The 25,367-nt window shown below is 68.2% G+C and carries 16 protein-coding genes; 8 read left to right on the forward strand and 8 right to left on the reverse strand.

Annotated elements, in window-relative coordinates; genetic code table 11:
* Positions 1-104 precede the first annotated feature (104 nt).
* The gene (gene ileS, locus C5C17_RS09070; RefSeq protein WP_104253070.1) at positions 105-3,410 is read right to left on the reverse strand and encodes an isoleucine--tRNA ligase; all 3,306 of its coding nucleotides are present in this window, start codon (positions 3,408-3,410) and stop codon (positions 105-107) included.
* Positions 3,411-3,785: 375 nt separating this feature from the next.
* Between ileS and C5C17_RS09075 the strand changes: the two genes are divergently transcribed.
* Positions 3,786-4,271: a hypothetical protein gene (locus C5C17_RS09075; RefSeq protein WP_104253071.1), complete on the forward strand. Its 486-nt coding sequence runs from the start codon at positions 3,786-3,788 to the stop codon at positions 4,269-4,271.
* 373 nt (positions 4,272-4,644) lie between these two features.
* On the opposite strand, the gene C5C17_RS09085 is transcribed toward C5C17_RS09075, so the two are convergent.
* The 3 genes from C5C17_RS09085 to C5C17_RS09095 all read right to left on the reverse strand — a co-directional run bounded on the left by C5C17_RS09085 (position 4,645) and on the right by C5C17_RS09095 (position 10,127).
* Positions 4,645-7,188, reverse strand: coding sequence for an AAA family ATPase (locus tag C5C17_RS09085; RefSeq protein ID WP_104253073.1), 2,544 nt, complete (start codon positions 7,186-7,188; stop codon positions 4,645-4,647).
* 504 nt (positions 7,189-7,692) lie between these two features.
* Positions 7,693-9,321 carry an HNH endonuclease signature motif containing protein gene (locus C5C17_RS09090; RefSeq protein ID WP_104253074.1) on the reverse strand — a complete coding sequence of 543 codons (1,629 nt, stop codon included), beginning with the start codon at positions 9,319-9,321 and terminating at the stop codon, positions 7,693-7,695.
* Positions 9,322-9,494: 173 nt separating this feature from the next.
* A complete protein-coding gene (locus tag C5C17_RS09095; protein WP_104253075.1) occupies positions 9,495-10,127 on the reverse strand; it encodes a helix-turn-helix domain-containing protein in 633 nt (210 codons plus the stop codon).
* 49 nt (positions 10,128-10,176) lie between these two features.
* On the opposite strand from C5C17_RS09095, the gene C5C17_RS09100 reads away from it, so the two are divergent.
* The 4 genes from C5C17_RS09100 to nikE are packed head-to-tail and all read left to right on the forward strand — an operon-like array spanning position 10,177 to position 15,395.
* Positions 10,177-11,826, forward strand: coding sequence for an ABC transporter substrate-binding protein (locus C5C17_RS09100; RefSeq protein ID WP_258066111.1), 1,650 nt, complete (start codon positions 10,177-10,179; stop codon positions 11,824-11,826).
* A gap of 40 nt (positions 11,827-11,866) precedes the next feature.
* Complete coding sequence (locus C5C17_RS09105) at positions 11,867-12,868, forward strand: ABC transporter permease (protein WP_258066112.1); 1,002 nt, start codon at positions 11,867-11,869, stop codon at positions 12,866-12,868.
* Positions 12,865-13,749: an ABC transporter permease gene (locus C5C17_RS09110; RefSeq protein WP_104253077.1), complete on the forward strand. Its 885-nt coding sequence runs from the start codon at positions 12,865-12,867 to the stop codon at positions 13,747-13,749. Before C5C17_RS09105 ends, C5C17_RS09110 begins: the two co-directional genes overlap by 4 nt.
* Entirely contained in the window at positions 13,746-15,395 is a 1,650-nt protein-coding gene (gene nikE, locus C5C17_RS09115) for an ABC transporter ATP-binding protein (protein WP_258066113.1), read from the forward strand. The genes C5C17_RS09110 and nikE overlap by 4 nt, the downstream gene beginning before the upstream one ends.
* Positions 15,396-15,437: 42 nt before the next feature.
* Here nikE and C5C17_RS09120 read toward each other — a convergent pair whose 3' ends face one another.
* Genes C5C17_RS09120 through C5C17_RS09130 form a run of 3 tightly spaced genes read right to left on the reverse strand, consistent with a single transcriptional unit; the run spans position 15,438 to position 18,213 of the window.
* Complete coding sequence (locus C5C17_RS09120; RefSeq protein WP_104253078.1) at positions 15,438-16,271, reverse strand: DUF4097 family beta strand repeat-containing protein; 834 nt, start codon at positions 16,269-16,271, stop codon at positions 15,438-15,440.
* The gene (locus tag C5C17_RS09125) at positions 16,268-16,996 is read right to left on the reverse strand and encodes a response regulator transcription factor (RefSeq protein ID WP_104253079.1); all 729 of its coding nucleotides are present in this window, start codon (positions 16,994-16,996) and stop codon (positions 16,268-16,270) included. The genes C5C17_RS09120 and C5C17_RS09125 overlap by 4 nt, the downstream gene beginning before the upstream one ends.
* Positions 16,984-18,213 (reverse strand): sensor histidine kinase, encoded by a 1,230-nt coding sequence (locus C5C17_RS09130; RefSeq protein ID WP_104253217.1) that lies wholly within the window; start codon positions 18,211-18,213, stop codon positions 16,984-16,986. Before C5C17_RS09130 ends, C5C17_RS09125 begins: the two co-directional genes overlap by 13 nt.
* A 112-nt stretch (positions 18,214-18,325) precedes the next feature.
* Here C5C17_RS09130 and C5C17_RS09135 point away from each other — a divergent pair, with 112 nt between their 5' ends.
* On the forward strand, positions 18,326-18,847 hold the full coding sequence (locus tag C5C17_RS09135; RefSeq protein WP_104253080.1) for a metallophosphoesterase: 522 nt from the start codon (positions 18,326-18,328) through the stop codon (positions 18,845-18,847).
* Positions 18,848-18,863: 16 nt separating this feature from the next.
* Here C5C17_RS09135 and C5C17_RS09140 read toward each other — a convergent pair whose 3' ends face one another.
* Positions 18,864-20,315 carry a helix-turn-helix transcriptional regulator gene (locus tag C5C17_RS09140; protein ID WP_244296336.1) on the reverse strand — a complete coding sequence of 484 codons (1,452 nt, stop codon included), beginning with the start codon at positions 20,313-20,315 and terminating at the stop codon, positions 18,864-18,866.
* A gap of 231 nt (positions 20,316-20,546) precedes the next feature.
* On the opposite strand from C5C17_RS09140, the gene C5C17_RS09145 reads away from it, so the two are divergent.
* Together C5C17_RS09145 and valS are read left to right on the forward strand one after the other, a co-directional pair.
* Positions 20,547-22,427, forward strand: coding sequence for a phosphoenolpyruvate carboxykinase (GTP) (locus tag C5C17_RS09145; protein WP_258066114.1), 1,881 nt, complete (start codon positions 20,547-20,549; stop codon positions 22,425-22,427).
* Positions 22,428-22,691: 264 nt separating this feature from the next.
* Entirely contained in the window at positions 22,692-25,319 is a 2,628-nt protein-coding gene (valS, locus tag C5C17_RS09150) for a valine--tRNA ligase (protein WP_104253082.1), read from the forward strand.
* Positions 25,320-25,367: the final 48 nt, after the last annotated feature.

Below are 25,367 nucleotides of genomic sequence, written 5' to 3' on the forward strand. Positions count from 1 at the left end.
GGCGATGTCCTCGGGCCGGAGCTCCAGGTCGCCGGAATTCGTGACACCCTCATTCCCGTCGGGCTGGTCGTCCCAGTCGCCGGATTCCTGCTGATCGCGTTCGCTCACGCCACTACCTCCACGTCGATCTCCAGTGCACCATACGTGTCGGCGCTCGCCTCGGCGTCTGCGGGGACAGCGAGTCCGCCGGTCACCTGGAACTCGACGGCGAGCGTCTCGCCGGCGATGAGCTCCCGGTGCGTCTCAATGGCTCCGACCGACGCGTCGTCGGCACGCAGGGTGAGGCGGATGCGGTCGGAGACCTCGAGTCCGGCCTCCTTGCGCGCGTCCTGCACGGCACGCACGACGTCGCGGGCGAGGCCCTCGGCGGCGAGCTCGGGGCTCACGTTCGTGTCGAGCACGAGGATGCCACCGCTTGGCAGCAGGGTGATGGCGCGGTCTTCGCTCTCTCCGGCGGTGACGAGCTTGACCTCGTACTCGCCGGCCTCGAGCTGCAGGCCGCCTGCCGTGACGACGCCGTCGACCTCGCTCCAGTCGCCGGACTTCGACGCCTTGATCGCGAGCTGCACCTGCTTGCCGAGGCGCGGACCAGCGGCCCGCGCGTTGACCTGCAGGACGCGGTCGATGCCGTACTTGGCCTCCGACTCGTCGACGAGCTGCTCGAACTCGACGGACTTCACGTTGAGCTCGTCGCGCAGGATGCCCGCGAACGGCTCGAGCGCGTCCGTGTTCGGTGCGACGACGGTGAGGCTCGCGAGCGGCAGGCGCACGCGTCGCCCGGCCTGCTTGCGCAGCGACAGGGCGGAGCTGGTGACGCGACGCACCGCGTCCATCGAGTCGACGAGCGTCTGGTCGCTCGGGAAGGCGGAGGCGTCCGGCCAGTCGGTGAGGTGCACGCTGCGGCCGCCCGTGAGCCCGCGCCAGACGGTCTCGGAGATGAGCGGCGTCAGCGGGGCGGCGACGCGGGTGAGCGTCTCGAGCACCGTGTAGAGCGTGTCGAACGCCTCGGTGCTCGTGGCGTCGTCGGTCACGCCTCGCCAGAAGCGGTCGCGGGAGCGCCGCACGTACCAGTTGGTGAGCACGTCGCCGAAGTCGCGCAGGCGCGAGGCGGCGGTCGTCGAGTCGAGCGCCTCGAGGTCGGCCTGCACCTCGGAGACGAGCACGCCGAGCTTCGCGAGGATGTACTGGTCGAGCACGTCGCTCGAGTCGGTGCGGAACCTCGCCTCGTAGGCCGAGGTCGAGCCGACCGCAGTGTTGGCGTAGGTCGTGAAGAAGTAGTACGTCGACCACAGGGGCAGCAGGAACTGGCGGACGCCCTCGCGGATGGTCTCCTCAGTGACGATGAGGTTGCCGCCGCGCAGCACGGGGCTGGCCATGAGGAACCACCGCATGGCGTCGGAGCCGTCGCGGTCGAACACCTCCTGCACGTCCGGGTAGTTGCGGAGGCTCTTCGACATCTTGCGGCCGTCGTTGCCGAGGACGATGCCGTGGCTCACGACGCGCTTGAAGGCGGGGCGGTGGAAGAGCGCCGTCGACAGCACGTGCATCACGTAGAACCAGCCGCGCGTCTGCCCGATGTACTCGACGATGAAGTCGGCGGGCGAGTGCGAGTCGAACCAGTCGCGGTTCTCGAACGGGTAGTGCACCTGCGCGTAGGGCATGGACCCCGAGTCGAACCACACGTCGAGCACGTCGGGGATGCGCCGCATCGTGGATGCGCCCGTCGGGTCGTCCGGGTTGGGCCTTGTGAGCTCGTCGATGAACGGGCGGTGCAGGTCGGTGGGGCGCACGCCGAAGTCGCGCTCGATGTCGTCGAGCGAGCCGTAGACATCCACTCGCGGGTAGCTGGGGTCGTCGCTCTTCCACACTGGGATGGGGCTGCCCCAGTAGCGGTTGCGGCTGATCGACCAGTCGCGGGCTCCCTCGAGCCACTTGCCGAACTGACCGTCCTTGACGTTGTCCGGCACCCAGTCGATCTGCTGGTTCAGCTCGACGAGCTCGTCGCGGAACTGCGTGACGCGCACGAACCAGCTCGAGACGGCCTTGTAGATGAGGGGCTTGCGGCAGCGCCAGCAGTGCGGGTACGAGTGCTCGTAGCTGGCCTGCTTGAAGAGCCGGCCGTCTGCCTTGAGGAGCTGCGTGAGCGGCTTGTTGGCGTCGAAGACCTGCAGGCCGGCGACGGGCTCGACGGCGGCGAGGAACTTGCCGCCCTCGTCGACGGAGAGGATCGTCGGGATGCCGGCGGCGTCGCTGAGCACCTTGTCGTCTTCACCGTAGGCGGGCGCCTGGTGGACGATGCCCGTGCCGTCGCTGGTCGTGACGTAGTCGCCGAGCAGGAACTGCCACGCGTTCTGGGTGCCGTACGTCTCGGTGTCGGCGTAGAAGTTCCAGAGCCGCTGGTAGCGGAGGCCGGCGAGCTCGGCGCCCTTGAGGGTGCGAGCCGTCGCGGCCGTCGCGTCTTCTGCGGCTTCGTAGCCGAGCTCCTTGGCGTGCGCTGCGACGCGTGCCGTGGCGAGCAGGAAGGATCCTTCGCCCGCGGCGGTGCCGTCGGCCGCGCCGAGCGGTCCCGCGGGCACGACGGCATAGTCGATCTCGGGTCCGACGGCCAGGGCCAGGTTGGTGGGGAGCGTCCACGGGGTCGTCGTCCACGCGAGCGCCTTCACGCCGGCGAGGCCGAGCGCATCCGCCTGCTCACCTTCGAGGGGGAAGGTGACCGTGACCGTCTGGTCCTGACGCATCTGGTAGACGTCGTCGTCCATGCGCAGCTCGTGGTTGGAGAGCGGCGTCTCGTCGTTCCAGCAGTACGGGAGCACGCGGAAGCCCTCGTAGGCGAGGCCGTCGTCGTAGAGCTTCTTGAACGCCCACAGCACCGACTCCATGTAGGAGATGTCGAGCGTCTTGTAGTCGTTCTCGAAGTCGACCCAGCGGGCCTGGCGGGTCACGTACTCCTGCCACTCGCGCGTGTACTTGAGCACCGATTCGCGGGCGGCGTCATTGAAGGTGTCGATGCCCATGGCCTCGATCTCGGCCTTCGACTGGATGCCGAGTTGGCGCATGGCCTCGAGCTCGGCGGGCAGTCCGTGCGTGTCCCAGCCGAAGCGGCGGTGCACCTGGCGGCCGCGCATCGTGAAGTAGCGGGGGAAGACGTCCTTGGCGTAGCCGGTGAGGAGGTGCCCGTAGTGCGGGAGGCCGTTGGCGAAGGGTGGGCCGTCGTAGAAGACCCATTCTTCAGCGCCCTCGCGCTGGTCGATGGACGCCTGGAAGGTGCCGTCTTCGCGCCAGAAGTCGAGGACGCGCTCTTCGAGGCGCGGGAACGACGGGGAGGCGGCGACGTTGTCCCTCGTCGAGCTGGCGGGGGTCGAGCCGGCGGGCTCGGCGGCTGGTCCGAACGAGGCCTTCGGGTAGCTCATGCGGTGGAACTCCTGGCAGTAAGTGGATGTGCTTGGTCTGCTTCAGGGACGCCGTGCGGCGCGGTACCACCCCGATTGCGCGCTCCCCCGGACACTCTTCCGCTGGAGGAAAGGCTTCCGTTGGCACACGCCACTCGTTCCGAGCTGTGACGGGCTCGCCCGCCCGGTTCTACTTGGCGTGTGCTCCTCGAGAGGTTCGCTCGCCGTTCTTCCGGGGACTCCCCGCTGATGGGCGGATCAAAGTCGTGCTGCCAACATGGTACGCGCCCAGTCGACACCTGTGAAACGGGCGGGGCGCGCTCATTGGAAGGCTGTGTACTCTCGCTTGGCCGATGCTCGCCTCGCAGCGAGCACCTCAGAACGAACGGACCACCCATGCTTTCCTCCCGCCTGCCCAAGCTCGCAGCGATCTGCGCCTTCGCCGCGATCGCCCTCACCGGATGCTCGGCGGCCGGCAGCGGAGGGGCCGCGACTCCGTCCCCAACGGCGGCCGCGTCCGCCGAGAGCACAACCGCGGAGGGCGGTGGCACGTGCGCCGACGTGCAGGCGGAGATCGACTCGATCCGGACGAGCGTCGAGAGCATCTCAACGCAGGTGCCGGGCGACATCCCGGGTGCCGTCGCGACGCTCTCGACGATCGGCACGAGCCTCACGACGCTGCAGGAGAGCGTCACCGACCCTGACCTCAAGACGCATGTGGACACGCTGGTCACCGAGGTGACGGAGCTGCAGGCGACGGCCGGGGAGCTGGCGAACGGCGAGGGCGGTTTCGCGGCCGCCGCGAGCATCCTGACCCAGCTCGGCGAGGTCGAGTCGGCGCTGTCGTCGCTGACCGCGTACTGCGAGCTGCAGACGAGCTAGGCGCCGGACCCTCGCTCCTTTTGTTGAGCGATTCCCTCCAAATCCCTCACTGCGGCCTCCCACTCGGCCAATAGGAATGGCGGTAGGTTCACGATGCTCGACCTTCCGTGCAAAACGTCAGAACTAATTCCATAAATATGTCGCGCCAGATGAACGACACGCAGCTGCGCTAAGAAGACGCTCTCATCTCCGGAGGGATCGAGGACAAAGAATAGACGCGCTTTCACGTCTCCCACGCGCTGCGGAGCAAGCCCTTCCATTGATATCTCTCTGCTGGCTTCGCTCGCGACCGCCTCGAGCCGCAAGCGAAGCGCCAGGACGGCGAGGCGCCTCGAGGAATCGGACAGCGCAACGTAGCGTTCCGCAGCCAGATTCACGACGTTTGCCCGGAGTGCGCGTGCAACTTTGTGATCTCTTTACATGCCGTTCGGGCAGCTTTGATCTCCTCGGCCACAGCAAAGTCACCCAGGGCAGTCTTCCCGTGGGCCGCGTTGTTCCAGCCATCGAAATAAGGCTTGCACTCGCTTTCCACACGATCGAAGGGGTTCCTGGCTCCCCCGGAACCACTCCACATGCTACGCGCGACCGCCAACCGCGCAGCAGTAGTCGGGGCTTTGTCGAGTCGAATTTGCTCTGTTCGATAATCTTGCCCAGTGACGAGGGAGTTTCTCACGACAAACTCTCGGAGCGCGGCGTCCAGACTCATTCGACAACTTGCTCGTACCAAGTTCGTAACACCGCCCAGGAGATCGGCTTCCTCGAGGCCCAAAACGAGCGCATGGTGTGCATCATCAAGTAGCTGATTCCAGGAACTTTGGCTGGACGCCACGCGGACGTGACCGTTCACAGGGTTACGTTCAACCAAGCGACTCTCGTAATTCGCGCTGCGCGCGGCAAGATGCTCTCTAAGGCGCGCATCATGCGTGAGCACTACAACTCGGCGTTCGGACGCGAGGCTGGCCACGGCGTGCGAAAGGCGATCGATACGTAGATCATCGAAAGCATGGACGGGATCGTCGAGGATCAAAAATCCGAAGGGTCCCGAGTTCATGGAAGCCAACATCGGGGCGAGCAAGACGGCATTGCGCTGCCCTGCGCTGAGCATTCCAAGTTCCACGGATTCCCCACTGGCATCACGGAGCACCAGAGTCGCCTTCGTGGTCTTTACTGTCAGCGAATCGACACTGAAGTGCGAGTCGCCGAGCATCTGGTTGACCCGCTGATCGGTGCTCTCTCGCAGGGCGTCACTCCGCCGGGCGCGCAGGACATCGCGTAGGTCCGAGAGACGGCCGGCGACCACCTTCCAAGTTCCAACCTCGCAGGCTTCAGCGCCCTGCAGACGCCAGAGCTTCTCGAAATCAGCCGCAGCCAATGCGCGCTCAATCTTCCACTGCAGAGCGGCCTCGGTTTGCACGATGACCGCGGTGAAGAAGCTCTCACTTTCCGTTTCCCGAAGGCGCTGACAAAGTTCTTCCGCGGCTTCGAATGCGCGCAGACGAGCGCCCGGCTCAGCACTATGGGACCACGACTGGAACACGTCAGCAGACTTAGTCAGTCGCCTCAGATATTCCTTCTGTTCGAACGAGAGCTGGATGGCCCGCGCAGCGAGGAGGGCCGGCGCAAGCTCATCGCGGACTGCGGATACGAGAGCCTCGACACAAGTTTGACGTTCTCGCGCGACACTCGCAAGCGCTTCGTTGAGCTGCACATTTTGCGCGAGCTGGTGAAACCAATCAGCATTCGAGCTACAAGCTGGGCATTGTGGAGAGATCTCTTCTAGTTCGCCAGCCTGCACGAGAAGCTCTGCCAACGCCTGATTCATCTGCTGCGAAGCAATGTCGCCTGAGTCGCGCGCACGAACGATGGAATTTTCGGCCTTGTCTGCAATTCCACGGATATCGGAAAGTATCGACTCTGGAATCGAACGATCAAAGACGGTCCCAATTTGGTTTAATCCCGAAGCACTCAACCACGAATCAGGCTCCGCCACGAGATCCGGCACCAGAACCGCGTGAACCGTGAGACCAGGGTTGGCGCGCTGACGGGCTTGATCGACACGCTCAATGGCGGCAAGCGCCTGGTCGCGGGCCTCCGTCCACGCTTGTTTAGCCAGTTCCGCACCAGCTCTAGCCTTGACAATTTCGGCATCCAGCGCCGCGAAGCTGGGCCCAAGCGCCAGCAGTGTCTCAAAGTAATTGGCCAAGTCTTTGCTTGTCTGGACGCGACGCTCGAGTTCCGCGTACGCGAAGACAGGCGAATGGCCCAGTACATACTCCCGCCAGGCACCGTCGAGGTCCACCTCCCGTGCCGACCCACCAGACTCCGTCAGGATCCCGACTCGCCGCTCGATCGTCCCGTGCGCACCGAGAGTGCACGAGATGGCCAACCGATTCCCTGTGCCTGCGTCTACGAGGGTAAGGGCGAGTGCGGCACGCTGAACACCCTTCGCGAGCCTCACTGGTGACCACAGCGGAGCAGCCCCACCACCCTTCGGCTTTTCGAGAAGACCCTCGCCAGCTAGGGCCAGCATGACGGCGTCACTGAAGCTTGATTTACCGGCGCCATTCAGGCCGTGTAGGACGGTGACGCCGGGTTCTTGACTGAACTGAACGTCGAGAGGCTTGGAATTTTGTATGCCGCGGAATCCCAGGACAGAGACACCGACAAGCGACCAGGCCGAGTCCGACGAAATCCACCCTTCACCAGCCGAGAAAGCACTCTTCAGCTGCTCGATCACATGAATGAGCTTGTCCCATGACTCTCGGCCCGCGGTGGCCCGTTCGGCTTTCTCGCGCGCAACCTCCGCGAGTTCATCGAATGTTAGAAGCGTGGCAACCTTTGCCTCGACCGCGTCAACTCTTGACTCTCCCACGCTGCCCCCAATGTGCCGCGAAATCTTTCCGACATCTTGGCACATCGTGGCACATCGTGGACACTTTCGGGTAGATTCCCTATATGCCGTATTACCGGGTCATATAAGCCTTGTCCACGCAGGCATTAAAGGAAATGTCTTGCGAAGGATCGGCGCCTTGCCCTCGTCTACGCCTCCGGCGCACCCACCTCGGGTTGTGCCTCGCCTCGATCTAGGCGAGGTCCGCCGCAACGAGAGCTCCCGCGTAGACGGCGCGCCACAGCGCACCCAGACGGGATTCGGTTTACGCGAGGTGGCGGTAGAGACCTGCTTGCCACACCAGCATCCACGACCTCGTCCCCGTGGCACCCTGGTCGTCTTCGGCGCCCGTCACCTCTAGAAGTGTGAGACCACCCACGAGATATGCCCGGGCCGCACGGTTTCGCGAATCGCGACGAGAACCCGGCTCGGCGAGGCCGAGTCGGCCCTGTCGTCGCTGACCGCGTACTGCGAGCTGCGAGCTGCGAACTGCAGACGAGCTAGGCGCTCCGAGCGGCCGTTCGGCCAGATTCAACACCTCGACTTGACTTCTCGGTATCGCTTGCGGGTGAGGAGTCGGTACTGCCAACCGGGGCGGAGGACTCGCCACCGCTTGCCGTGGTCCCTCACGAGTTCGAGTTCTCCGCTGTGGGCCATGTGGTGGTGCAGGCTGCACAGGAGGACGCCGTCATCGGTGTCGGTGAGGCCGCCGTCGACCCACCTGCTGGTGTGGTGCGCTTCGCACATGCCGACGGGTTTCCAGCAGCCAGGGGTGATGCACCCCTGGTCTCGGACGGCGAGAGCGCGGCGTTGCCCGCGGCTGTACAGCCGCTGTCGGCGTCCTAGTTTCAGGATCTCCCCGTTGCTGCCGACGATCGCCGTCTGCACGAACCCATCGCAGAGGGTCTTCGCGACGAGGCTTGGAGGCACTGCAGTGCCGCTGCGCTCAAGGTGCGGCACATCGGCAGGCCGGGTCGCTTCCGCGCTCGCGCCGGCCCGGGTGGTGACGATCACAACGGTGGGCGCTTCCCCGCCCGCGCGGGGTGCGTGAGCGGACTCGGCGTAGCGTGCGAAGACCTCGCCGAGAGCGTCGACGCGCTGCTGCGGCAGCGTGCGCCGGTCCGTTATTCGCTCGTCCGGATGTGCGAGGTCGACCTCGGCCGCGTCCATGCCGCCGCCTTGCCCGTCGTCGGCGTCCAGACCACCCGCGCCCACCTCTTCAGGCTCGCCGGGATCATCGGTGGCGGTCGTCTCTCCGAGCCCTGGGCTGCGGGTCGGCTCGCATTCAACCGTGCGGCGAGGCGAGGTGAGGGTCTCGAGCGTCTTCACGAGCAGCTCGCCCTGCTCGGGAGTGGCGACAAAGCGACCCCGCACCGTTCCGTCCGCGGCCTGCCGAACCCACAGACCGCGCTTGCGCGCGATCGCCTCCGCGCGCGGTTCCGCCCCGTCCGGATCGAGGAACGCAACCCACGCGGACGCCTGCACGCGCAGTTCCTCCGGCGTCGCCGGCACCGCGGCTTGCAGGTCGGCGCCCTCACAACCGATGCCATCAGGGTCAGCGCTGGCTGGAGTCACACCTTGCGCTGACGCAACGAGCTCCGTCTCCGCAGCGTCGACGTGCGCTGGTTCAGCCCGAACTGCGGCGGCCTTCAACCCCTTCACGATCATGAACGCCTGTGCAACCGAAACGCGCGCCGTGGCTAGCGCTCCGGCAACCGCTGGACGTGCGGGCAGCAGCGGTTCTCCAGTGAGCGACCGGCCCGAGCGGGTCGCTTCGGCGAGCTCGACGAGCATTCGCGCGTCTCGCATCTCCACGCCAAGCAGATGCTGCAGCAGCTCTGCGAGCGACGAGAACCCGGCCGCTCGCGCGAGCGAGTCCGGCACCGACGACTCCTCGTCACGTCGCAGCGCTTCCCCGGCGACCTCCACGAGCGCCGCATCCAAAGCGCGCCGACGCCCTGCGAGCTCGCTGATCACAACCGGGATCTCCGCCGCAAGCAAGCCCCCGACTTGACCGGGTGACGCGACCAGCGCATCCACCACCGCCGACTCGGCCATGACCCGCGCTCGCGACTCGGCCGTCGCCGTCAACGGCTCCGCACGCGCACGGCGCGACGCAGAAGCGCACTCTGCACTGAGACTCTGGACTTCGAAGACCATGATGACCTCCCCCCGGGATCACCACCAGCATACCTCTTCGCACGAGTCAGATCAATGCTGAGACCAGGCATTTTCTACATTCTTAGAACATATAGACTACGAGCGAACCACACCCATCCGCGCCTCGAGTGAGCAGCACAGGCGCGTACGACATGCGAAGCCGACCCACATCCTTAGCCTGCGTAGCTACGCAGGATCGGTGCCGTCGCCTCGTCGACGAGCTCGGCCAGGCTGCCTCGGGCTGGGCCAGCCTCGACCCAGCGGTCGCCCGCGGCGACCACTGCTGCGACGATCGCGCCCGCGCAGACGGCCCGCTGCAGCTCGTCGAGGGCAGGTTCGGTGCGCGACAGGTATCGCCTGAGTGCCGCCTGCTGGACGAGCGCGCGCTTGGAGCCGGTGGCTGCGAGGTCCTCACCCGTTCCGGTCATCTCACGAAGCGACGCGGCCCACGGGATGTGCTCAGGGCTGACCGTCTCGGCGATGGCGAGGAGGACCCGGCGCAACTCGGCCAGCCCGCCACCTGAACCGCTGACGCCAGCGTCGGCAAGGTCGGCGGCAGCCGCATCCAGGAGCGAGGGGATGCCGGCCAGCAGCGGGTCGAGGCCGACCCACAGCACGTCGGCCTTGGCGGTGAAGTAGTTGAAGAAGGAGCTTCGCGCGACCCCCGCTCGGCGGGCGATGTCGCTCGCGCTCGTCTGCTCGTACCCCTGCTCGAGGAACAGCTCGAGGGCGGCCTCTTCCAAGGTCTCGCGACTCGACGCGGAGGGTCGACCTCGACGCGCGGCCCGCTCCTCGTGATCCGTCATGTCCGACTCATTTCTGCATGGTGTCCATAAACACGGTTACACTCTGCGAGTGTCAGAATCCGTCACCCGCCGTTCCGCGAAGCCCGCCGCGCTCCTCGCCTTGTCCGCAGCCCTCATCGTGCCACTTGCCGCCTGTTCGAGCGACACCGGCACCGCTGGCGAGGGTGAAATCCTTCGATATGCCTCGGGCGACGCCGAACCGACCTGCCTCGACCCGCACGTCGGCGGGAACTGGCCCCAGGCGATCCTCGCGAACCAGTTCCTCGAGTCGCTCTTCTCGAAAGACGAGGCCGGTGAGATCGTGCCGTGGCTCGCGACCGGTGCCGAGCCCTCCGACGACCAGCTGAGCTGGACCGTCTCCCTCAAGGAAGGCGTGACCTTCACCGACGGCACGCCGTTCGATGCGGACGCGGTCGTCGCCAACGTCGAGCACATCAAGAACCCGGACACCGCATCGTCGACGGCGATCCTCGCCCTCGGCAAGGTCTCCGAGGCGGTCGCCGTCGACGAGCACACGGTGCGCTTCGACCTCAGCGAACCGGACAGCGCCCTCGTCGAATCGCTCGCGCAGACCTGGCTCGCCATCGAGTCCCCGGCCGGCCTCGAGCGAGGTACCGACGCGAACTGCCTCGCCCCCATCGGCACGGGAGCGTTCAAGGTCGAGTCGTGGGAGAAGCAGTCGCAGGTCGTGCTGAGCCGCAATCAGAACCACACGACACCGCCGGAAGACGGCGTGACGACCGAGGGGCAGGCAGGAGCGTCCGTCGACACGATCGAGTGGAAGTTCATCCCAGATGCGGCCACCCGCCTCGCAGCCCTGCAGTCCGGCCAGGCAGACATCATCGACTCCGTGCAGCCGGATGCGCTCTCGCAGTTCCAGGCGAACGGCACCGAAGAGACGCTCATCGGAGCGCGCCCGGGCGTGACCGCTCGCATCGAGCTGAACACGACCCGCGCGCCGTTCGACGACCCCAAGGTGCGTGAGGCGTTCGCAGCCTCAGCCGACATCGACGCCGCCGTGGAGTCGCTCTACTTCGGCACCCTCGAGCGCTCGACGTCAGTGCTCTCGAGCGCCACGCCGTTCGCCACCTCCCACCCCGACGCGTTCGGGTTCGACGCCGGTCGCGCATCCACCCTCCTCGATGAGGCAGGCTGGACGGCACGCGACGCCGACGGCGTGCGCACCAAGGACGGCAAGCGCCTCGAGGTGGCGTTCCCCGTCTCCACGAACCAGTCGATCCCCGCCGAGATCTCGGTGCTCGAGCAGATCAAGGCGACAAGCGCCGAGGTGGGCTTCGACGTCCAGCTCGAGCTGCTCGACCTGTCGACCTGGTACGAGCGCAGCGGCACGTGGGAGTTCGACGCCATCGTCGCGCCGTACTCGAAGAACTCGGCCGACGTGCTCCGCATCGTCTACTCGACCGACAGCATCACCCCCGCCCCGAGCGGGTATCACGCCAACAACACTGGGCTCTCGCTGCCCGAACTCGACGAGGCCCTCGAGGCCGCCGTCAAAACGACCGACGATGCCGAGCGCGAGCGCCTGTACGGCGAGGCCCAGCAGCTCATCATCGACAGCGGCACCGTCATCCCGCTCTACGACCAGACCGTGCAGTTCGCGTACGGCGACAACGTGCACGGCTTCCGGCTCCAGCCGAACGTCAACGTGCCGTCGCTCGTGAACGTCACCATCGAGTAGCGGGACGACAGGCGAGCGGGGCACACGAGACAATCGACGAGTGACGACGGATGCGCGGTCTCGCGCGGCACGACTGGTGCCGCTGGTTCCGCGCATCCTCCTCCGTCTCGGCGGCGTCGTCTTCGTGCTGTGGGCGGTCATCACCGTCACGTTCTTCGCGGTCCGCGCCGTGCCCGGTGACCCGGTGCTCGCGATCCTCGGCGGGCCGGGTTCGAACGCCAGCGCGGAGGCGGTCGCGCAGGCGCGGACAGACAATGGGCTCGACCAGCCGCTCTTCCTCCAGTACCTCTCGCAGCTCTGGCGCACTGCCACGGGCGACCTCGGTTTCAGCTACGCGCAGCGCGAGAGCGTCGCGGACCTCATCGGCGAGCAGCTGCCAGGTACCCTCGCCCTGGCCGGCTTCTCGCTGCTGCTCGCCTGGCTCATCGCGCTCACGGTCGCCTGGTGGTCGACCGGCGGCGGTCGCCTCGCGTGGGGCATCGCCTCGACGCTCGAGGTCGTCGCCGCCGCCGTTCCCCACTTCTGGCTGGCCGCCGTGCTGGTGCTGATCTTCGCCGGAATGCTCGGGCTTCCGGTCGCCGTGTCCGGCCCCGGGTTCTCGGGCCTCATCCTTCCGAGCGTCACCCTGGCCCTCCCCCTCGCCGGCTACCTCGGGCAGGTCATGCGCGAGCAGATGCTCGACGCCCTCGAGTCGCCGTTCGTGCTCGCGGCGCGTGCGCGGGGGGAAGGCCGAAGCGGGATCTTCTGGCGGCACGTCCTGCGCCACGCTGCGATCCCCGCGGTCGGTCTCAGCGGCTGGGCGCTCGGCTCGCTGGTCTCCGGCGCGGTGGTCGTCGAGACGATCTTCGCGCGGCCAGGGCTCGGCCGCTCGCTGCTGGATGCCGTCGGCGCGCGCGACGTGCCGTACGTCATCGGCGTGCTCATCGTCGTCGCGGCCGCCTACATGCTCGTCACGGTGCTGACCGACTTGGTCGAGCCCCTCATCGATCCGCGGGCGCGTGACCGGGCCGGGTCGCGCGAGCGGATCGGGGTGCGCGCATGAGTCTCGAGGCCGCGGCGGTCCGGGATGCACGTGCGGGTTCAGGTAGGCGTCGCTCCGGGCGCGCCGGCGCGGGCTCTCGGCGCGGCGTGTGGCTCGCGGTCTGGCTCGGGGTCGCCGCCGTCTACGTGCTCGCCGCCGTCTTCCCCCAGCTCCTCGCGCCGGGCAACCCGCTTGCCGTGAACCCGGCCGACGCGTTCTCGCCGCCGAGCCCCGAGCATCCGTTCGGCACCGACGAGTCGGGTCGCGGCGTCTACACGCGAGTGGTGCACGGTGCGGCATCCTCGCTGACGATCGGCGCGCTCGCGACCGCCATCGGCCTCGCGCTCGGCGCCGTGTTCGGGCTCGCGGCCGGCCTCGGGCCAACATGGCTCGACTTCGGCACGACCCGCATCGTGGAGGTGTTCTTCGCGTTCCCCGGCATCCTCCTCGCCCTCCTGCTCATCGTGCTGGCAGGCCCCGGGGTGGTGACGACGACGATCGCCGTCGGCCTCTCGACGGCACCCGGATACGCGAGGCTCATCCGCTCGCAGGTGCTCCGGGTGCGCGCGAGCACGTACGTCGAGGCCGACCTCGTGCTCGGCCGCTCGCGCTGGCACACGTTCACGCGCACGCTTCTGCCGAACGTCGCGTGGCCGCTCTTCTCACTCGCAACCCTCGGGCTCGGGCAGGCGATCGTCTGGGCGGCGGCCCTCAGCTACCTGGGCCTCGGCGAACCCCCGCCCAGCCCGGAATGGGGTTCGATGCTCTCAGCTGGGCGCCTCTACCTGCCCACGGGCAGCTGGTGGCTCACGATCTTCCCCGGCACCGCGATCGTCGGCGCCGCGGTCACGGCGACGATGCTCGGCCGCATCATGCAGCAGCGCATAAGGCAGGCGTCGTGAGCGAGCGCGACCCCGGTGAGGGCGACGTGAACGCGGCGGGTGCGGGGGATGCGGGGCTCGTCGTCGAGGCGAGTGAGCTGCAGGTCTCGTTCGGCGACTTCGAGGCCGTCCGCGGGGTCTCGTTCGAGGTGCGGCGTGGCGAGTGCCTGGCGCTGGTCGGCGAGTCAGGCTCCGGGAAGTCCGTGACGGCGCGTTCCCTGCTGGGGTTGAGCGGGGACGGCGCTCGCGTGCAGGCCGGAGCCCTGCGACTCGACGGCGAAGAGCTGCCGGCGAGGACTTCCGACGGGGCGTGGCAATCCATCCGCGGGGGCCGCATCGGACTTGTCCACCAGGATGCGCTGGTCGCGCTCGACCCGCTCCGCCCGGTCTGGCGGGAGGTCGACGACGCGCTGCGGCTGCACACCGACCTCGGGCGAGCGGCACGGCGGCAGCGCGTGCTCGAACTCCTCGACCGCGTCGGCATCGAGGAGCCCGCGTCGATCGCCCGACGCCGGAGCGGGCAGCTCTCCGGCGGCCAGCGACAGCGCGTGCTGATCGCGGCCGCCCTCGCCGGAGACCCGGCGCTGCTCATCGCCGACGAGCCCACGAGCTCGGTCGATCAGGCGGTGCAGGCGCAGCTCATCGGGCTGTTCAACGCGCTCAAGGCAGACGGCATGACGATGCTCTTCATCACGCACGACCTCGGCGTCGTGCAGCGCCTCGCCGACCGGGTCGCCGTCATGAGCGAGGGCCTCGTCGTCGAGACGGCGCCGACCGAGCCGCTCTTCCGCGCGCCCCAGCACCGCATCACCCGCACGCTCCTGGCAGCGCAGCCGAAGCCAACGGTCGACTCCTCCGACCATGCGTCGGCCGCCTCTGCAGCCGGGGCCGCTGCGCCGCTCGTCGACGTGCGGGCCGTGTCCAGAACCTTCCGCACCCTCGGGGCCTCGCCGGTGCACGCCGTGCGCGGGGCCTCGTTCATCCTCGGCCGTGGGGAGACGCTCGGCATCGTCGGCAGCTCTGGCTCAGGCAAGTCGACGCTCGCCCGCATCGCGCTCGGCCTTGAACAGCCGGACGCGGGGTCGGTCACCTTCCTCGGCGAGCCCTGGAACCCGGCACCGGAGCGCCGTCGCAGGCCGCGTCGGCCGCGACTGGGCTACGTGCCGCAGGATGCGCTGTCGAGCTTCGACCCGCGGCGCACGGTGGGCGAGATCCTCGCGGATGCGATCACCGCGGGCAGGTCGAGATCGGTGCGCACGAACCGGGCGGCCATCGAGGCCGCACTCGAGCAGGTCGGGCTCGACGCCTCGATCGCGGGACTTCGCCCGCTCCATCTGAGCGGCGGGCAGCGGCAGCGAGTGGCCATCGCGCGCGCCCTCGCCCCCGAGCCAGACGTGCTGCTGTGCGACGAACCGGTGTCGTCGCTCGATGTGACGGTGCAGGCGCAGGTGCTCGCGCTCATCCAGCGGCTCGTCGACGACCTCGGCCTCGCGTGCCTCTTCATCTCGCACGACCTCGCGGTCGTGGCGCAGCTCTCCGATCGCGTCGCCGTGATGAGCGAGGGCGAGCTGGTCGAGACCGCACCCGTCGCCGAGCTCTTCGCCGCGCCGAAGCACCCGGCCAGCCGCGCCCTCCTCGAGGCCCAGAGGAGCCTCGAGGTGCGCTGAGCTGAACCGGGTGCCCGGGGAGTGGTGAGGTGCGGCCTTGCCCTACTCGACCGTCAGGAAGCCGGAACCGACCGAGACGGAGAGCGTACCCTCCGCGTCGTCTGACTGCCGGACGTTGACGTTCGCCGCCCCAGACTCGCTGAGGTTCGACTCGACCTTGTAGGCGCCGTCCGGCAGCGCGACGCTGCCGAAGCCCGATTCGAGCGAGATGTCAGTGCCCTTCGGCGCGGGTCCGGTGAAGACGGCGTTGAGAGCACCCGAGTTGGCGGAAAGCACCACGTCCCCGGAGACCTCCGCCTCGATGTTCGAGGCGCCGGACCCCGTGCTCACCGTGAGGTTCGCGGCGGAGCCCTCGAAGTTGCTCGCGCCCGAGTTCGTCTCGATGACGAGATCGCCGAAGTCCCCCTCGATGCTCGCGGCACCGGAGCTGACGGTGATCTGAGCATCCAGGTCCTCCCCCGCCAACGTCCTCGGCAGCGTCAACGAGAGCTCTTCGTCGCCGAAGGGGCCGCCGCTGCGGCCACCCGCCCGCTCGACGGCCAGCTCGCCGCCCTCGGTCGTGAGCTGCCAGTCGCCGGGCTGCTTGAAGCCCTTCGTCTCCACCGCGAGCTGCGCCTCGGAGACGTCGCCGAACTCGATCTCGATGCCAACGGAGTCGACGTCGACGCGCAGCGAGGACACGCCCGCGACCGACTCCGTGATGGTCGTCTCGTCGCGCATGACGTCGCGGAGGTTGCCGAAGACGGCACTGGTCAGCGTGCCGGCGACCACCATCCCGCCCACGATGGCGACGGTGATCGTGATCCAGCCGAAGCGCTTCGTGCTGTCACCCTGGGCCTCTGGGCGCGTGTCCGGTTCGAGCGTTGGCGTGGTCATCGGAGTTCTCCGTTCGGGAATCGGGCCGCGTGGCCCTGTCCATCGAGGGGTGTCTGTGGGGTCGGACGGGGCGTGTGCCCCTGCCCGTCGAGGTGCGCGAGCACGGCCAGCACGCGCCGGTTGCCGCCGTCGCCCTGGTCGAGCTCGAGCTTCTGGAAGACCGCCGAGATGTGCTTCTCGACGCTCCCGGCGCTCACGTGGAGCGCCTCGGCGATCGCGTGATTGGAACGGCCCTCGGCCATGAGCCCGAGCACTTCCGACTCGCGCGGCGTGAGCCGCTCGAAGCGCGCATCCCTCGTCTTCCTGGCGAGCAGCTGCGCGACGACCTCCGAGTCGAGCACCGTGCCGCCAGCCGCGACGTTGTCGACGCCGGCGAGGAACTGCTCGACGTCGGCGACCCGGTCCTTCAGGAGGTAGCCGAGCCCGCCGCGCGAGCTCGAGATGAGCTCAGAGGCGTAGCGCTCCTCGACGTACTGCGAGAGCACCAGGACGGCCAGGCCTGGGTCGGTGCCGCGAAGCCGAAGCGCCGCGCGGATGCCCTCGTCGGTGAACCCGGGCGGGAGGCGGACATCGAGGATCACGAGATCGGGGTTCGTGTCGGCGACGAGCCGATCGAGGCGCCCGTCGTCGGCCAAGATGCCGACCATCGTGTGACCGGCGTCCTCGAGCAGGCGGGCGATGCCCTCCCGCAGGAGCGCGGAGTCTTCGCAGATCAGGATCCGCATGGCACGCTCACCTCGATCGTCGTCGGTCCTTCCGGTGGGCTGGAGATCGTGATCCCGCCGCCTGCCGCCTCGATGCGGTCGGTCACGCCGTCGAGCCCGCCACCGGGGATGAGCCGCGCGCCGCCCCGGCCGTCGTCCTGGATGCGAGCCCACAGCATCGAGCCGCGCATGCGGACCTGCACCGAGATCTCCGAAGCACCCGAGTGCTTCGCCGCGTTGCCGAGCGATTCGGCGACGGCGAAGTACACGGCGGCCTCCGCATCCTTCGAGCAACGCCCAGGCAGCTGCGCGTCGAGCACGACCGGGATGTGGGAGCGCGCTGCGAGGCCAGAGAGCGCCGCGTCGAGCCCACGGTCGGTGAGCACAGCCGGCTGGAAGCCGCGGGCCAGCTGGCGCAGCTCCGTCACGGCCTCCTTCGTGGAGGCGTGCGCCTCGTCGATGAGCTCCGCCGCACGGGACGGGTCGGAGTCGAGCTTCGTCTTGGCCATGCCGAGCGTCATGCCGATCGAGACGAGGCGAGGCTGCACGCTGTCGTGCAGGTCGCGCTCGATGCGGTCGCGCTCCGTGGCGGCGCCACGAACAGCAACCGTGCGGCGGCGACCGGCGTCTCGCACCTCCTCCTCCAGCTGCTGCTCCCGGTCGCGGGAGAGGAGGCTGATGGATGCGGCGCGCTGCACGTAGGCGAACGCGACGATGAGGGCGACGGCGACGAGCAGCATCCCGATGCCGATGAGGACCCCCACGAACGGCGTGACGGCGAAGTCCATGCCCCACACGCTCAGCGTCTCCCGGTTCTGCAGCGGGGAGAAGAGCGCGAAGACGCCCGAGACGCCGAGCTGCAGCGACCCGAGGGTCAGCGTGCCGAGGACGGCGACGATCACGAGGTGCAGCATGGCCTTCCAGTTGGCCCCGTCCGCGAACTGGACCAGCGGGGTGAGCACGAACCGCCACCCGTCGCGGCGACGCGAGCGGCGCATCCCGGAGTCGTCGAGCGGACGGTCGTACAGGGCGGCGACGCGGCGACGCTCGAAGGCCGAGATGCCACGGAACGCGAAGGCGAGGCCCGCGAGGACGATGACGCCGACGCCCAGCACGAAGAGGAGTCCGACGCCGAGGCCGAGGAGGCCGAACAGGAGTGAGAGCAGGAGCGGCGCGATGACGCCACCGGCGGCGAGGTGCAGCGAGGTGAGACTCAGCTGCCTGACGTTGTTCTTCATGTCCACAACGCTATGGTCGCGCGTCGCGCGGCAACACGGAGCATCCCTCACATCTCAGCGGGGGTTTTCCCCCAGGAGGCGCGCGTCCTGCTTCGCCTGGGAGCATGAGTGCATGCCCCTCGACCTCGTGCTCATCGCCGACACTCATCTGCCGAAGCGCGCCAAGGTCCTCCCCGACGCGCTGTGGAGGGCGATCGAGCGAGCGGATGTCGTGTTCCACGCGGGCGACTGGGTCGACCTCGCGACGCTCGACGAGCTCGAAGCCCGGGCACGCCGGGTCGTCGGCGTCTGGGGCAACAACGATGGGCCGGAGCTCAGGGAGCGCCTCCCCGAAGTCGCGCAGGTCGAGCTCGACGGCGTCCGGTTCGCGATGACGCACGAGACCGGGCAGAAGGCGGGCCGCGAGCGCCGCATGGACACGGTCTTCCCCGACGCCGACGTCCTGGTCTTCGGCCACAGCCACATCCCGTGGGACACGGTCACCCCGAACGGTCTTCGCCTGCTCAACCCTGGCTCCCCCACCGACCGGCGCCGCCAGCCGCGGGTGACCTACCTGACCGCGAGGGTGGATGCGGGCAGGCTCATGCAGGTGGAGCTACGGGATGCGCGCACGGGCGAGGTCGTGCCGGCCTAGGTCACCTGGGTCGCCTCTAGGCGTCTGCGGTCGCCCGGTCGGCGTCGATGTCATGGCGCTCGAGGAACTCGAACACCTCGCGCTGGTCGACGCCCGGGAAGTCGCCGGTCGGGAGCGGCGAGAAGACGTGCGCGTGCACGCGGGCGCTCGGCCAGGCCTTCGCCGCCCACCGCTCGCTCAGGTCGCTGCTCGGCGTCCGGCAGCACGCGCCGTCCGGGCAGGTCGAGGATGCGCGCTGCTTGGTGTCGCGTCCGCGGAACCAGCGGGCTTCGTCGAACGGCACCCCGATCGTGATGGAGAACTCGCCAGCGTCGGCGTGCCCGGTCTGCGTCGAGCACCAGAAGGTGCCGGCCGGGGTGTCCGTGTACTGGTAGGTCTCCGTTGTGCGGTTCGTGCGGGCGAGGGAGCTGACCGCCGAGAACTTGCGGCACACGAACTGGCCCTCGACCGAACCGGTCACGTCCTGCGGCAGCGGCAGCCCGTCGTTCTCGTAGGCCTTCGAGATGGAGCCCTTGTCGTCGACGCGCAGGAAGTGCAGCTTGATGTCGAGGTGCGAGGTGAGCAGGTTCGTCATGCGCAGCGCTGCGGCCTCGTGGGTCACGCCGAACGCATCCCGGAAGTCCTCGACGGCCATGTCGCGGCGCTCCTTCGCGTCGCGGAGGAACGCGACGGAGCGCGCCTCCGGCATGAGGCAGGCCGCCGCGAAGTAGTTGATCTCGAGGCGTTGGCGAAGGAAGTCGGCGTAGTCCTCGGGACGTCGGTGCCCGAGCACGCGGTGCGCCATGGCCTGCAGCGCCATGGCGCGCAGCCCGTGGCCACCTGGGATGGAGGCGGGCGGCAGGTAGATGCGCCCGTTCTCGAGGTCGGTGATGGAGCGCGTCGACCGTGGGAGGTCGTTGACGTAGATGAGCTGGAAGCCCAGGTGGTCGGCCATCTTGCCCACGGAGTGGTGCATGAGGGCGCCGCGGGTGTGGTCGACGCGGCTCAGCAGCTCGTCGGCGAGCTTGTCGAGGTCCGGCATGTAGTTGTCGTGCGCCCGCATCGCGAGGCGCAGCTCAGTGTTGGCCCGGCGAGCCTCCTCCGGGGTCGCGCTCGCCTCGGTCTGGCGGCGAACGATCTCGCTGTGCATGCCCGCGAGCGCGCGGAGCACCTCGTCGGAGAGCGATTTCGTCGAGGGGATGCGCGGCAGACCGAGTTCCCGGTAGACGGACGAGCTCTGTGCCCGCTCGACCTCGATCTCGAGGCGTGAGCGGTCGTCGGGTGGCGTGTTGGCGAGCATCTCGCTGAGTTCGACGTCGAAGGCGTCGGCGAGCTGCTGCAGCACGGAGAGCTTCGGCTCGCGCTTGCCGTTCTCGATGAGCGACAGCTGGCTCGCGAGCAGGCCGGTCTTCTCGCCGAGGGCCTCGAGTGTGAGCGAGCGCTCCTTGCGGTAGTAGCGGATGCGCCGCCCGAGCAGGAGGGAGTCCACGGCGCCACCTTTCCCTTTGGTTGCTGATGATTTTTGCGCAGCGGGGAAAGGACCGAGTCCGCTCATGGGTGCCTCCGGGCATTTGAATTGCTGATGTGTGAAATTTTGCCATTTTTCTCCGCCAATCTCAATCCCAGGGCAACCCCAGCAGGTCGACACTGGGGGTACGACGCCATGTACGCATGCTGGCCGGAGAACGCCGGCATGCAGAACAGTGAAAGCAGCTTCGAAATGACTGAACACGCACACGACCACCTCGACATCCCGCAGCGGGCAGCGAACCCGGAAGTCAACGACTGGGTGCGCGAGATCGCGGCACTGACGAAGCCGAGCCGCATCGTCTGGTGCGACGGATCGCAGGCCGAGATCGACGCCCTCACCGCTGAGATGGTCGAAGCAGGCACGCTCATCAAGCTCAACGAAGAGCTCCGCCCGGGGTCGTACCTTGCCCGCTCGGACGCCGGCGATGTCGCCCGTGTCGAGAGCCGCACCTACATCTGCTCGGAGAAGGAAGAAGATGCAGGGCCCACGAACAACTGGCGCGCGCCTGCCGAGATGAAGGCCGAGCTCAGCGGTCTCTTCGACGGTTCCATGCGTGGCCGCCCCATGTACGTCGTGCCGTTCGCGATGGGCCCGCTCGGCGGCGCCATCACGCAGTACGGCGTCGAGATCACCGACTCGCCCTACGTCGTGCTGTCCATGGCGCTCATGACGCGCTCCGGCGACGGCGCCCTCGAGCACCTCACCCCCGGTCGCGACTGGGTCAAGGCCCTGCACACCGTGGGCTTCCCGCTGGAGTTCGAGGACGGCACGAGCCGCCCGGACGTGGCCTGGCCGCACAACGAGTCGAAGTACATCACCCACTTCCCCGAGACGCGCGAGATCATCTCGTACGGATCCGGCTACGGCGGCAACGCACTGCTCGGCAAGAAGTGCTTCGCGCTGCGCATCGCCTCGGCCATGGGCCACGACGAAGGCTGGATGGCCGAGCACATGCTCCTCATCCAGGTCACGAGCCCGGAAGGCAAGACCTACACGCTCACGGGCGCCTTCCCGTCGGCGACGGGCAAGACGAACTTCGCGATGATGAAGCCCAAGCTCGACGGCTGGAAGGTCGAGACGCTCGGCGACGACATCGTGTGGATGCGCAAGGCCGCCGACGGTCGCCTCAACGCCATCAACCCCGAGTTCGGCTTCTTCGGAGTCGCCCCAGGCACCGGCTACGACACCAACCCCGTCGCGATGGAGACCATCACGACGAACACCATCTTCACGAACGTCGCGCTCACCGACGACGGCGACGTGTGGTGGGAGGGCATGACCGATGAGGCGCCCGCGCACCTCATCGACTGGCAGGGCAACGACTGGACTCCCGAATCGGGGACCAAGGCCGCGCATCCCAACGCCCGCTTCACGGTTCGCGCCTCACAGTGCCCGACCCTCTCCCCCGCCTGGGAGGCCCCGGACGGCGTCCCGGTGGACGCGATCCTCTTCGGCGGCCGCCGGGCGAGCAACGTGCCGCTCGTCTTCGAGTCGAAGGACTGGAAGCACGGCTGCTTCCTCGGCGCGACGCTCGCGAGCGAGCAGACCGCCGCGGCGGAAGGACCCGTCGGCATCCTGCGCCGCGACCCGTTCGCGATGCAACCCTTCGCCGGGTACCACATGGCCGACTACTGGGGGCACTGGCTCAAGACCGGCGCCGAGCTCGGCGACAAGGCCCCGCGCATCTTCCAGGTCAACTGGTTCCGCAAGGACCAGGACGGCAAGTTCCTGTGGCCAGGATTCGGCGAGAACGTGCGCGCCGTGAAGTGGATCATCGATCGGCTCGAGAACCGTGCCGACTCGATCGAGAGCCCCATCGGCCAGCTGCCCGTGACCAGCGACATCGACATCTCGGGCCTCGAGGGCTTCGACCCGGCAGCCCTCGACGAGATCTTCACCGTCGACCCTGCCTCGTGGCTCGTGGAGGTCGGCGTGACGCGCGAGTACTTCGACAGCATCGGCGAGAAGGTTCCCGCGACGCTCTACACGGAGCTCGACGCCGTGCGCGCGGCACTGGACGCGGCCGCCGCCTCCACCACGACCCAGACCAAGGCCCCCATCCGGGCCTGACCAACGGCGGCGAGCGGGACTCCGACCACTCGCCGCAAGCTGTGCCCCTCCGCGCGCGCGTGGCGCGGAGGGGCGCACAACTCCTGGCAGCTCGAACCCCGGTGTTCGCAGCTGAGCCCCTCAAGGATGCGCCCTTGAGGGGCTTTTCCTTGCCCTCGCAGGCGACCCGCCCGGCAACCCGCGCCACCCCGGAAGCCGCTACCCTGGATGGGTTCACAACAGGCACCCCAGACTCGGTGCCGCCCACATCGACACGGAGTGTGCATGTCCAGCTCGCCCTCTTCTCTCTCTTCTTCCTCGACTCAGGGCATTCCAGACAAGCCCGTCCTCGAGGGCCTCGAAGCCAAGTGGGGTGAACGCTGGGAGACCTCCGGCACCTACCGCTTCGACCGCGACGGCGCGACGCGCGACGACATCTACTCGATCGACACGCCTCCGCCGACCGCGTCGGGCTCGCTGCACGTCGGCCACGTGTTCTCGTACACGCACACCGATGTCGTCGCGCGCTTCCAGCGCATGAGCGGAAAGCGCGTCTTCTACCCCATGGGCTGGGACGACAACGGCCTCCCCACCGAGCGCCGCGTGCAGAACTACTACGGGGTTCGCTGCGACCCGTCGCTGCCCTACGAGGCCGACTTCACTCCCCCGCACGAGGGCGGCGACGGCAAGAGCATCAAGGCCGCCGACCAGCAGCCCATCTCCCGCCGCAACTTCATCGAGCTGTGCGAGCAGCTCACCATCGAGGACGAGAAGGCCTTCGAGGAGCTCTGGCGCCAGCTCGGGCTCTCCGTCGACTGGACGCAGAGCTACCGCACGATCGACGACTCCTCGCGCCGCAAGAGCCAGCTCGGCTTCCTCCGCAACCTCCAGCGCGGCGAGGCCTACCAGGACCAGGCGCCCACGCTGTGGGACATCACGTTCCGCACCGCCGTCGCACAGGCCGAGCTCGAGGACCGCGACCAGCCGGGCGCCTACCACCGCATCGGCTTCGCGCGCGAGGGCGGCGAGCCCATCTTCATCGAGACCACCCGCCCAGAGCTCCTCCCCGCATGCGTGGCCCTCGTCGCACATCCCGACGACGAGCGCTACCAGCCGCTGTTCGGCTCGACCGTCACGACGCCCCTCTTCGGCGTCGAGGTGCCCGTGCTCGCGCATCCCCTCGCGCAGAAGGACAAGGGAAGCGGCATCGCGATGATCTGCACCTTCGGCGACGTCACCGACGTGATCTGGTGGCGTGAGCTGAAGCTCCCCAACCGCACCGTGCTCGGCAAGGACGGCCGCCTCATCGCAGATGCCCCCGAGGCCATCACGAGCGAAGCGGGCAAGGCCGCCTACGCCGAGCTCGCCGGCAAGACCGTGTTCAGCGCCAAGAAGGCGGTCGTCGAGCTGCTGCAGGCGTCCGGCGACCTGGTCGGCGACCCCAAGCCCATCCAGCACCCCGTCAAGTTCTTCGAGAAGGGCGACCGCCCCCTCGAGATCGTCTCCACGCGCCAGTGGTACGTGAAGAACGGGGCGACCGACCCCGCCCTCAAGGCCCGCCTCATCGAGCTCGGCCGCGAGATCGCGTTCTGGCCCGACTTCATGCGCGTGCGCTACGAGAACTGGGTCGAGGGCCTCTCAGGCGACTGGCTCATCTCGCGCCAGCGCTTCTTCGGCGTGCCCATCCCCGTCTGGTACCCCATCGACGCCGATGGCGAAGTGCAGTTCGAGTCGCCCATCACGCCGGATGCGGCGCAGCTGCCCGTCGACCCGTCGTCCGACGTGCCGAACGGCTACACCGAGGCGCAGCGCGGCGTGGCCGGCGGGTTCCTCGGCGAGGTCGACGTCATGGACACCTGGATGACCTCCTCCCTCACACCGCAGCTCGCAGGTGGCTGGGAGTCGGACGAGGAGCTCTTCGGGCTCGTCTTCCCCTACGACCTTCGCCCGCAGGGCCAGGACATCATCCGCACCTGGCTCTTCTCGACCGTGCTCCGTGCGCAGCTCGAGCACGGCGTCGCGCCTTGGTCGAACGCCACGATCTCCGGCTTCATCGTCGACCCCGACCGCAAGAAGATGTCGAAGTCGAAGGGCAATGTCGTCACTCCCGCCGACATGCTCGAGGCCCACGGCTCCGACGCCGTGCGCTACTGGGCTGCCTCCAGCCGCCTCGGCACCGACGCGGCGTTCGACCCGAAGAACCCGACGCAGATCAAGATCGGCAGACGCCTCGCGATCAAGGTCCTCAACGCGTCGAAGCTCGTGCTCGGCTACGGCGACCACGTGGGCGAGGTCACCGAGCCGCTCGACCGCTCGATGCTCGCCGAGCTGAACCGAGTCGTCGGTGAGGCGACGAAGGCGTTCTCCGAGTACAACCACGCTCGCGCGCTCGAAGTCACCGAGACGTTCTTCTGGACGTTCTGCGACGACTACCTCGAGCTCGTCAAGGAGCGCGCGTACGGTGCAGGCGACGACGCGGCGGCCCAGGCCTCCGCCGTCACCGCCATGCGCTCCGCGATCGACGTGCTCCTGCGCCTCTTCGCGCCGTTCATCCCGTTCGCGACCGCCGAGTCGTGGTCGTGGTGGCACGACTCCGAGCTGCACACCGCAGCCTGGCCCACCGCCGCCGACCTCACGGCGGCCGGCGACCAGGACGGTTCGCTGCTCGCGCTGACGAGCACCGCCCTCACGAGCATCCGCGGCGCGAAGACCGCGGCGAAGGCCTCTCAGAAGACGCCGGTCGCCAGTGCGGTCATCGCGGCTCCCGAGGAGTCGGTGGCCTTGCTTCGCCTCGCTTCCGCGGATCTCCGCCACGTCGGCCGCATCGAGCAGCTCGATTTCGAGGTCGCGGAGACCCTCGAGGTCCGCGATATCGAGTTGCTCGTCGCCCCGCAGACCGAGGCGTCGTCGTAGGCTGGGGGTTCCCCCAAGTCTGAGTGCAGCGACGTCAGTGACAGAAGA

The sequence above is a fragment of the Pseudoclavibacter sp. RFBA6 genome (assembly GCF_002931575.1).
Taxonomy (GTDB): Bacteria; Actinomycetota; Actinomycetes; order Actinomycetales; family Microbacteriaceae; genus Pseudoclavibacter; species Pseudoclavibacter terrae.

Bases quoted from the DNA above. Each gene is read 5' to 3' on its own strand.
- ileS (WP_104253070.1), bottom strand. From the start codon at position 3,410: ATGAGCTACCCGAAGGCCTCGTTCGGACCAGCCGCCGAGCCCGCCGGC.
- C5C17_RS09075 (WP_104253071.1), top strand. From the start codon at position 3,786: ATGCTTTCCTCCCGCCTGCCCAAGCTCGCAGCGATCTGCGCCTTCGCC.
- C5C17_RS09085 (WP_104253073.1), bottom strand. From the start codon at position 7,188: ATGTGCCAAGATGTCGGAAAGATTTCGCGGCACATTGGGGGCAGCGTG.
- C5C17_RS09090 (WP_104253074.1), bottom strand. From the start codon at position 9,321: ATGGTCTTCGAAGTCCAGAGTCTCAGTGCAGAGTGCGCTTCTGCGTCG.
- C5C17_RS09095 (WP_104253075.1), bottom strand. From the start codon at position 10,127: ATGACGGATCACGAGGAGCGGGCCGCGCGTCGAGGTCGACCCTCCGCG.
- C5C17_RS09110 (WP_104253077.1), top strand. From the start codon at position 12,865: ATGAGTCTCGAGGCCGCGGCGGTCCGGGATGCACGTGCGGGTTCAGGT.
- C5C17_RS09120 (WP_104253078.1), bottom strand. From the start codon at position 16,271: ATGACCACGCCAACGCTCGAACCGGACACGCGCCCAGAGGCCCAGGGT.
- C5C17_RS09125 (WP_104253079.1), bottom strand. From the start codon at position 16,996: ATGCGGATCCTGATCTGCGAAGACTCCGCGCTCCTGCGGGAGGGCATC.
- C5C17_RS09130 (WP_104253217.1), bottom strand. From the start codon at position 18,213: ATGAAGAACAACGTCAGGCAGCTGAGTCTCACCTCGCTGCACCTCGCC.
- C5C17_RS09135 (WP_104253080.1), top strand. From the start codon at position 18,326: ATGCCCCTCGACCTCGTGCTCATCGCCGACACTCATCTGCCGAAGCGC.
- C5C17_RS09145 (WP_258066114.1), top strand. From the start codon at position 20,547: ATGACTGAACACGCACACGACCACCTCGACATCCCGCAGCGGGCAGCG.
- valS (WP_104253082.1), top strand. From the start codon at position 22,692: ATGTCCAGCTCGCCCTCTTCTCTCTCTTCTTCCTCGACTCAGGGCATT.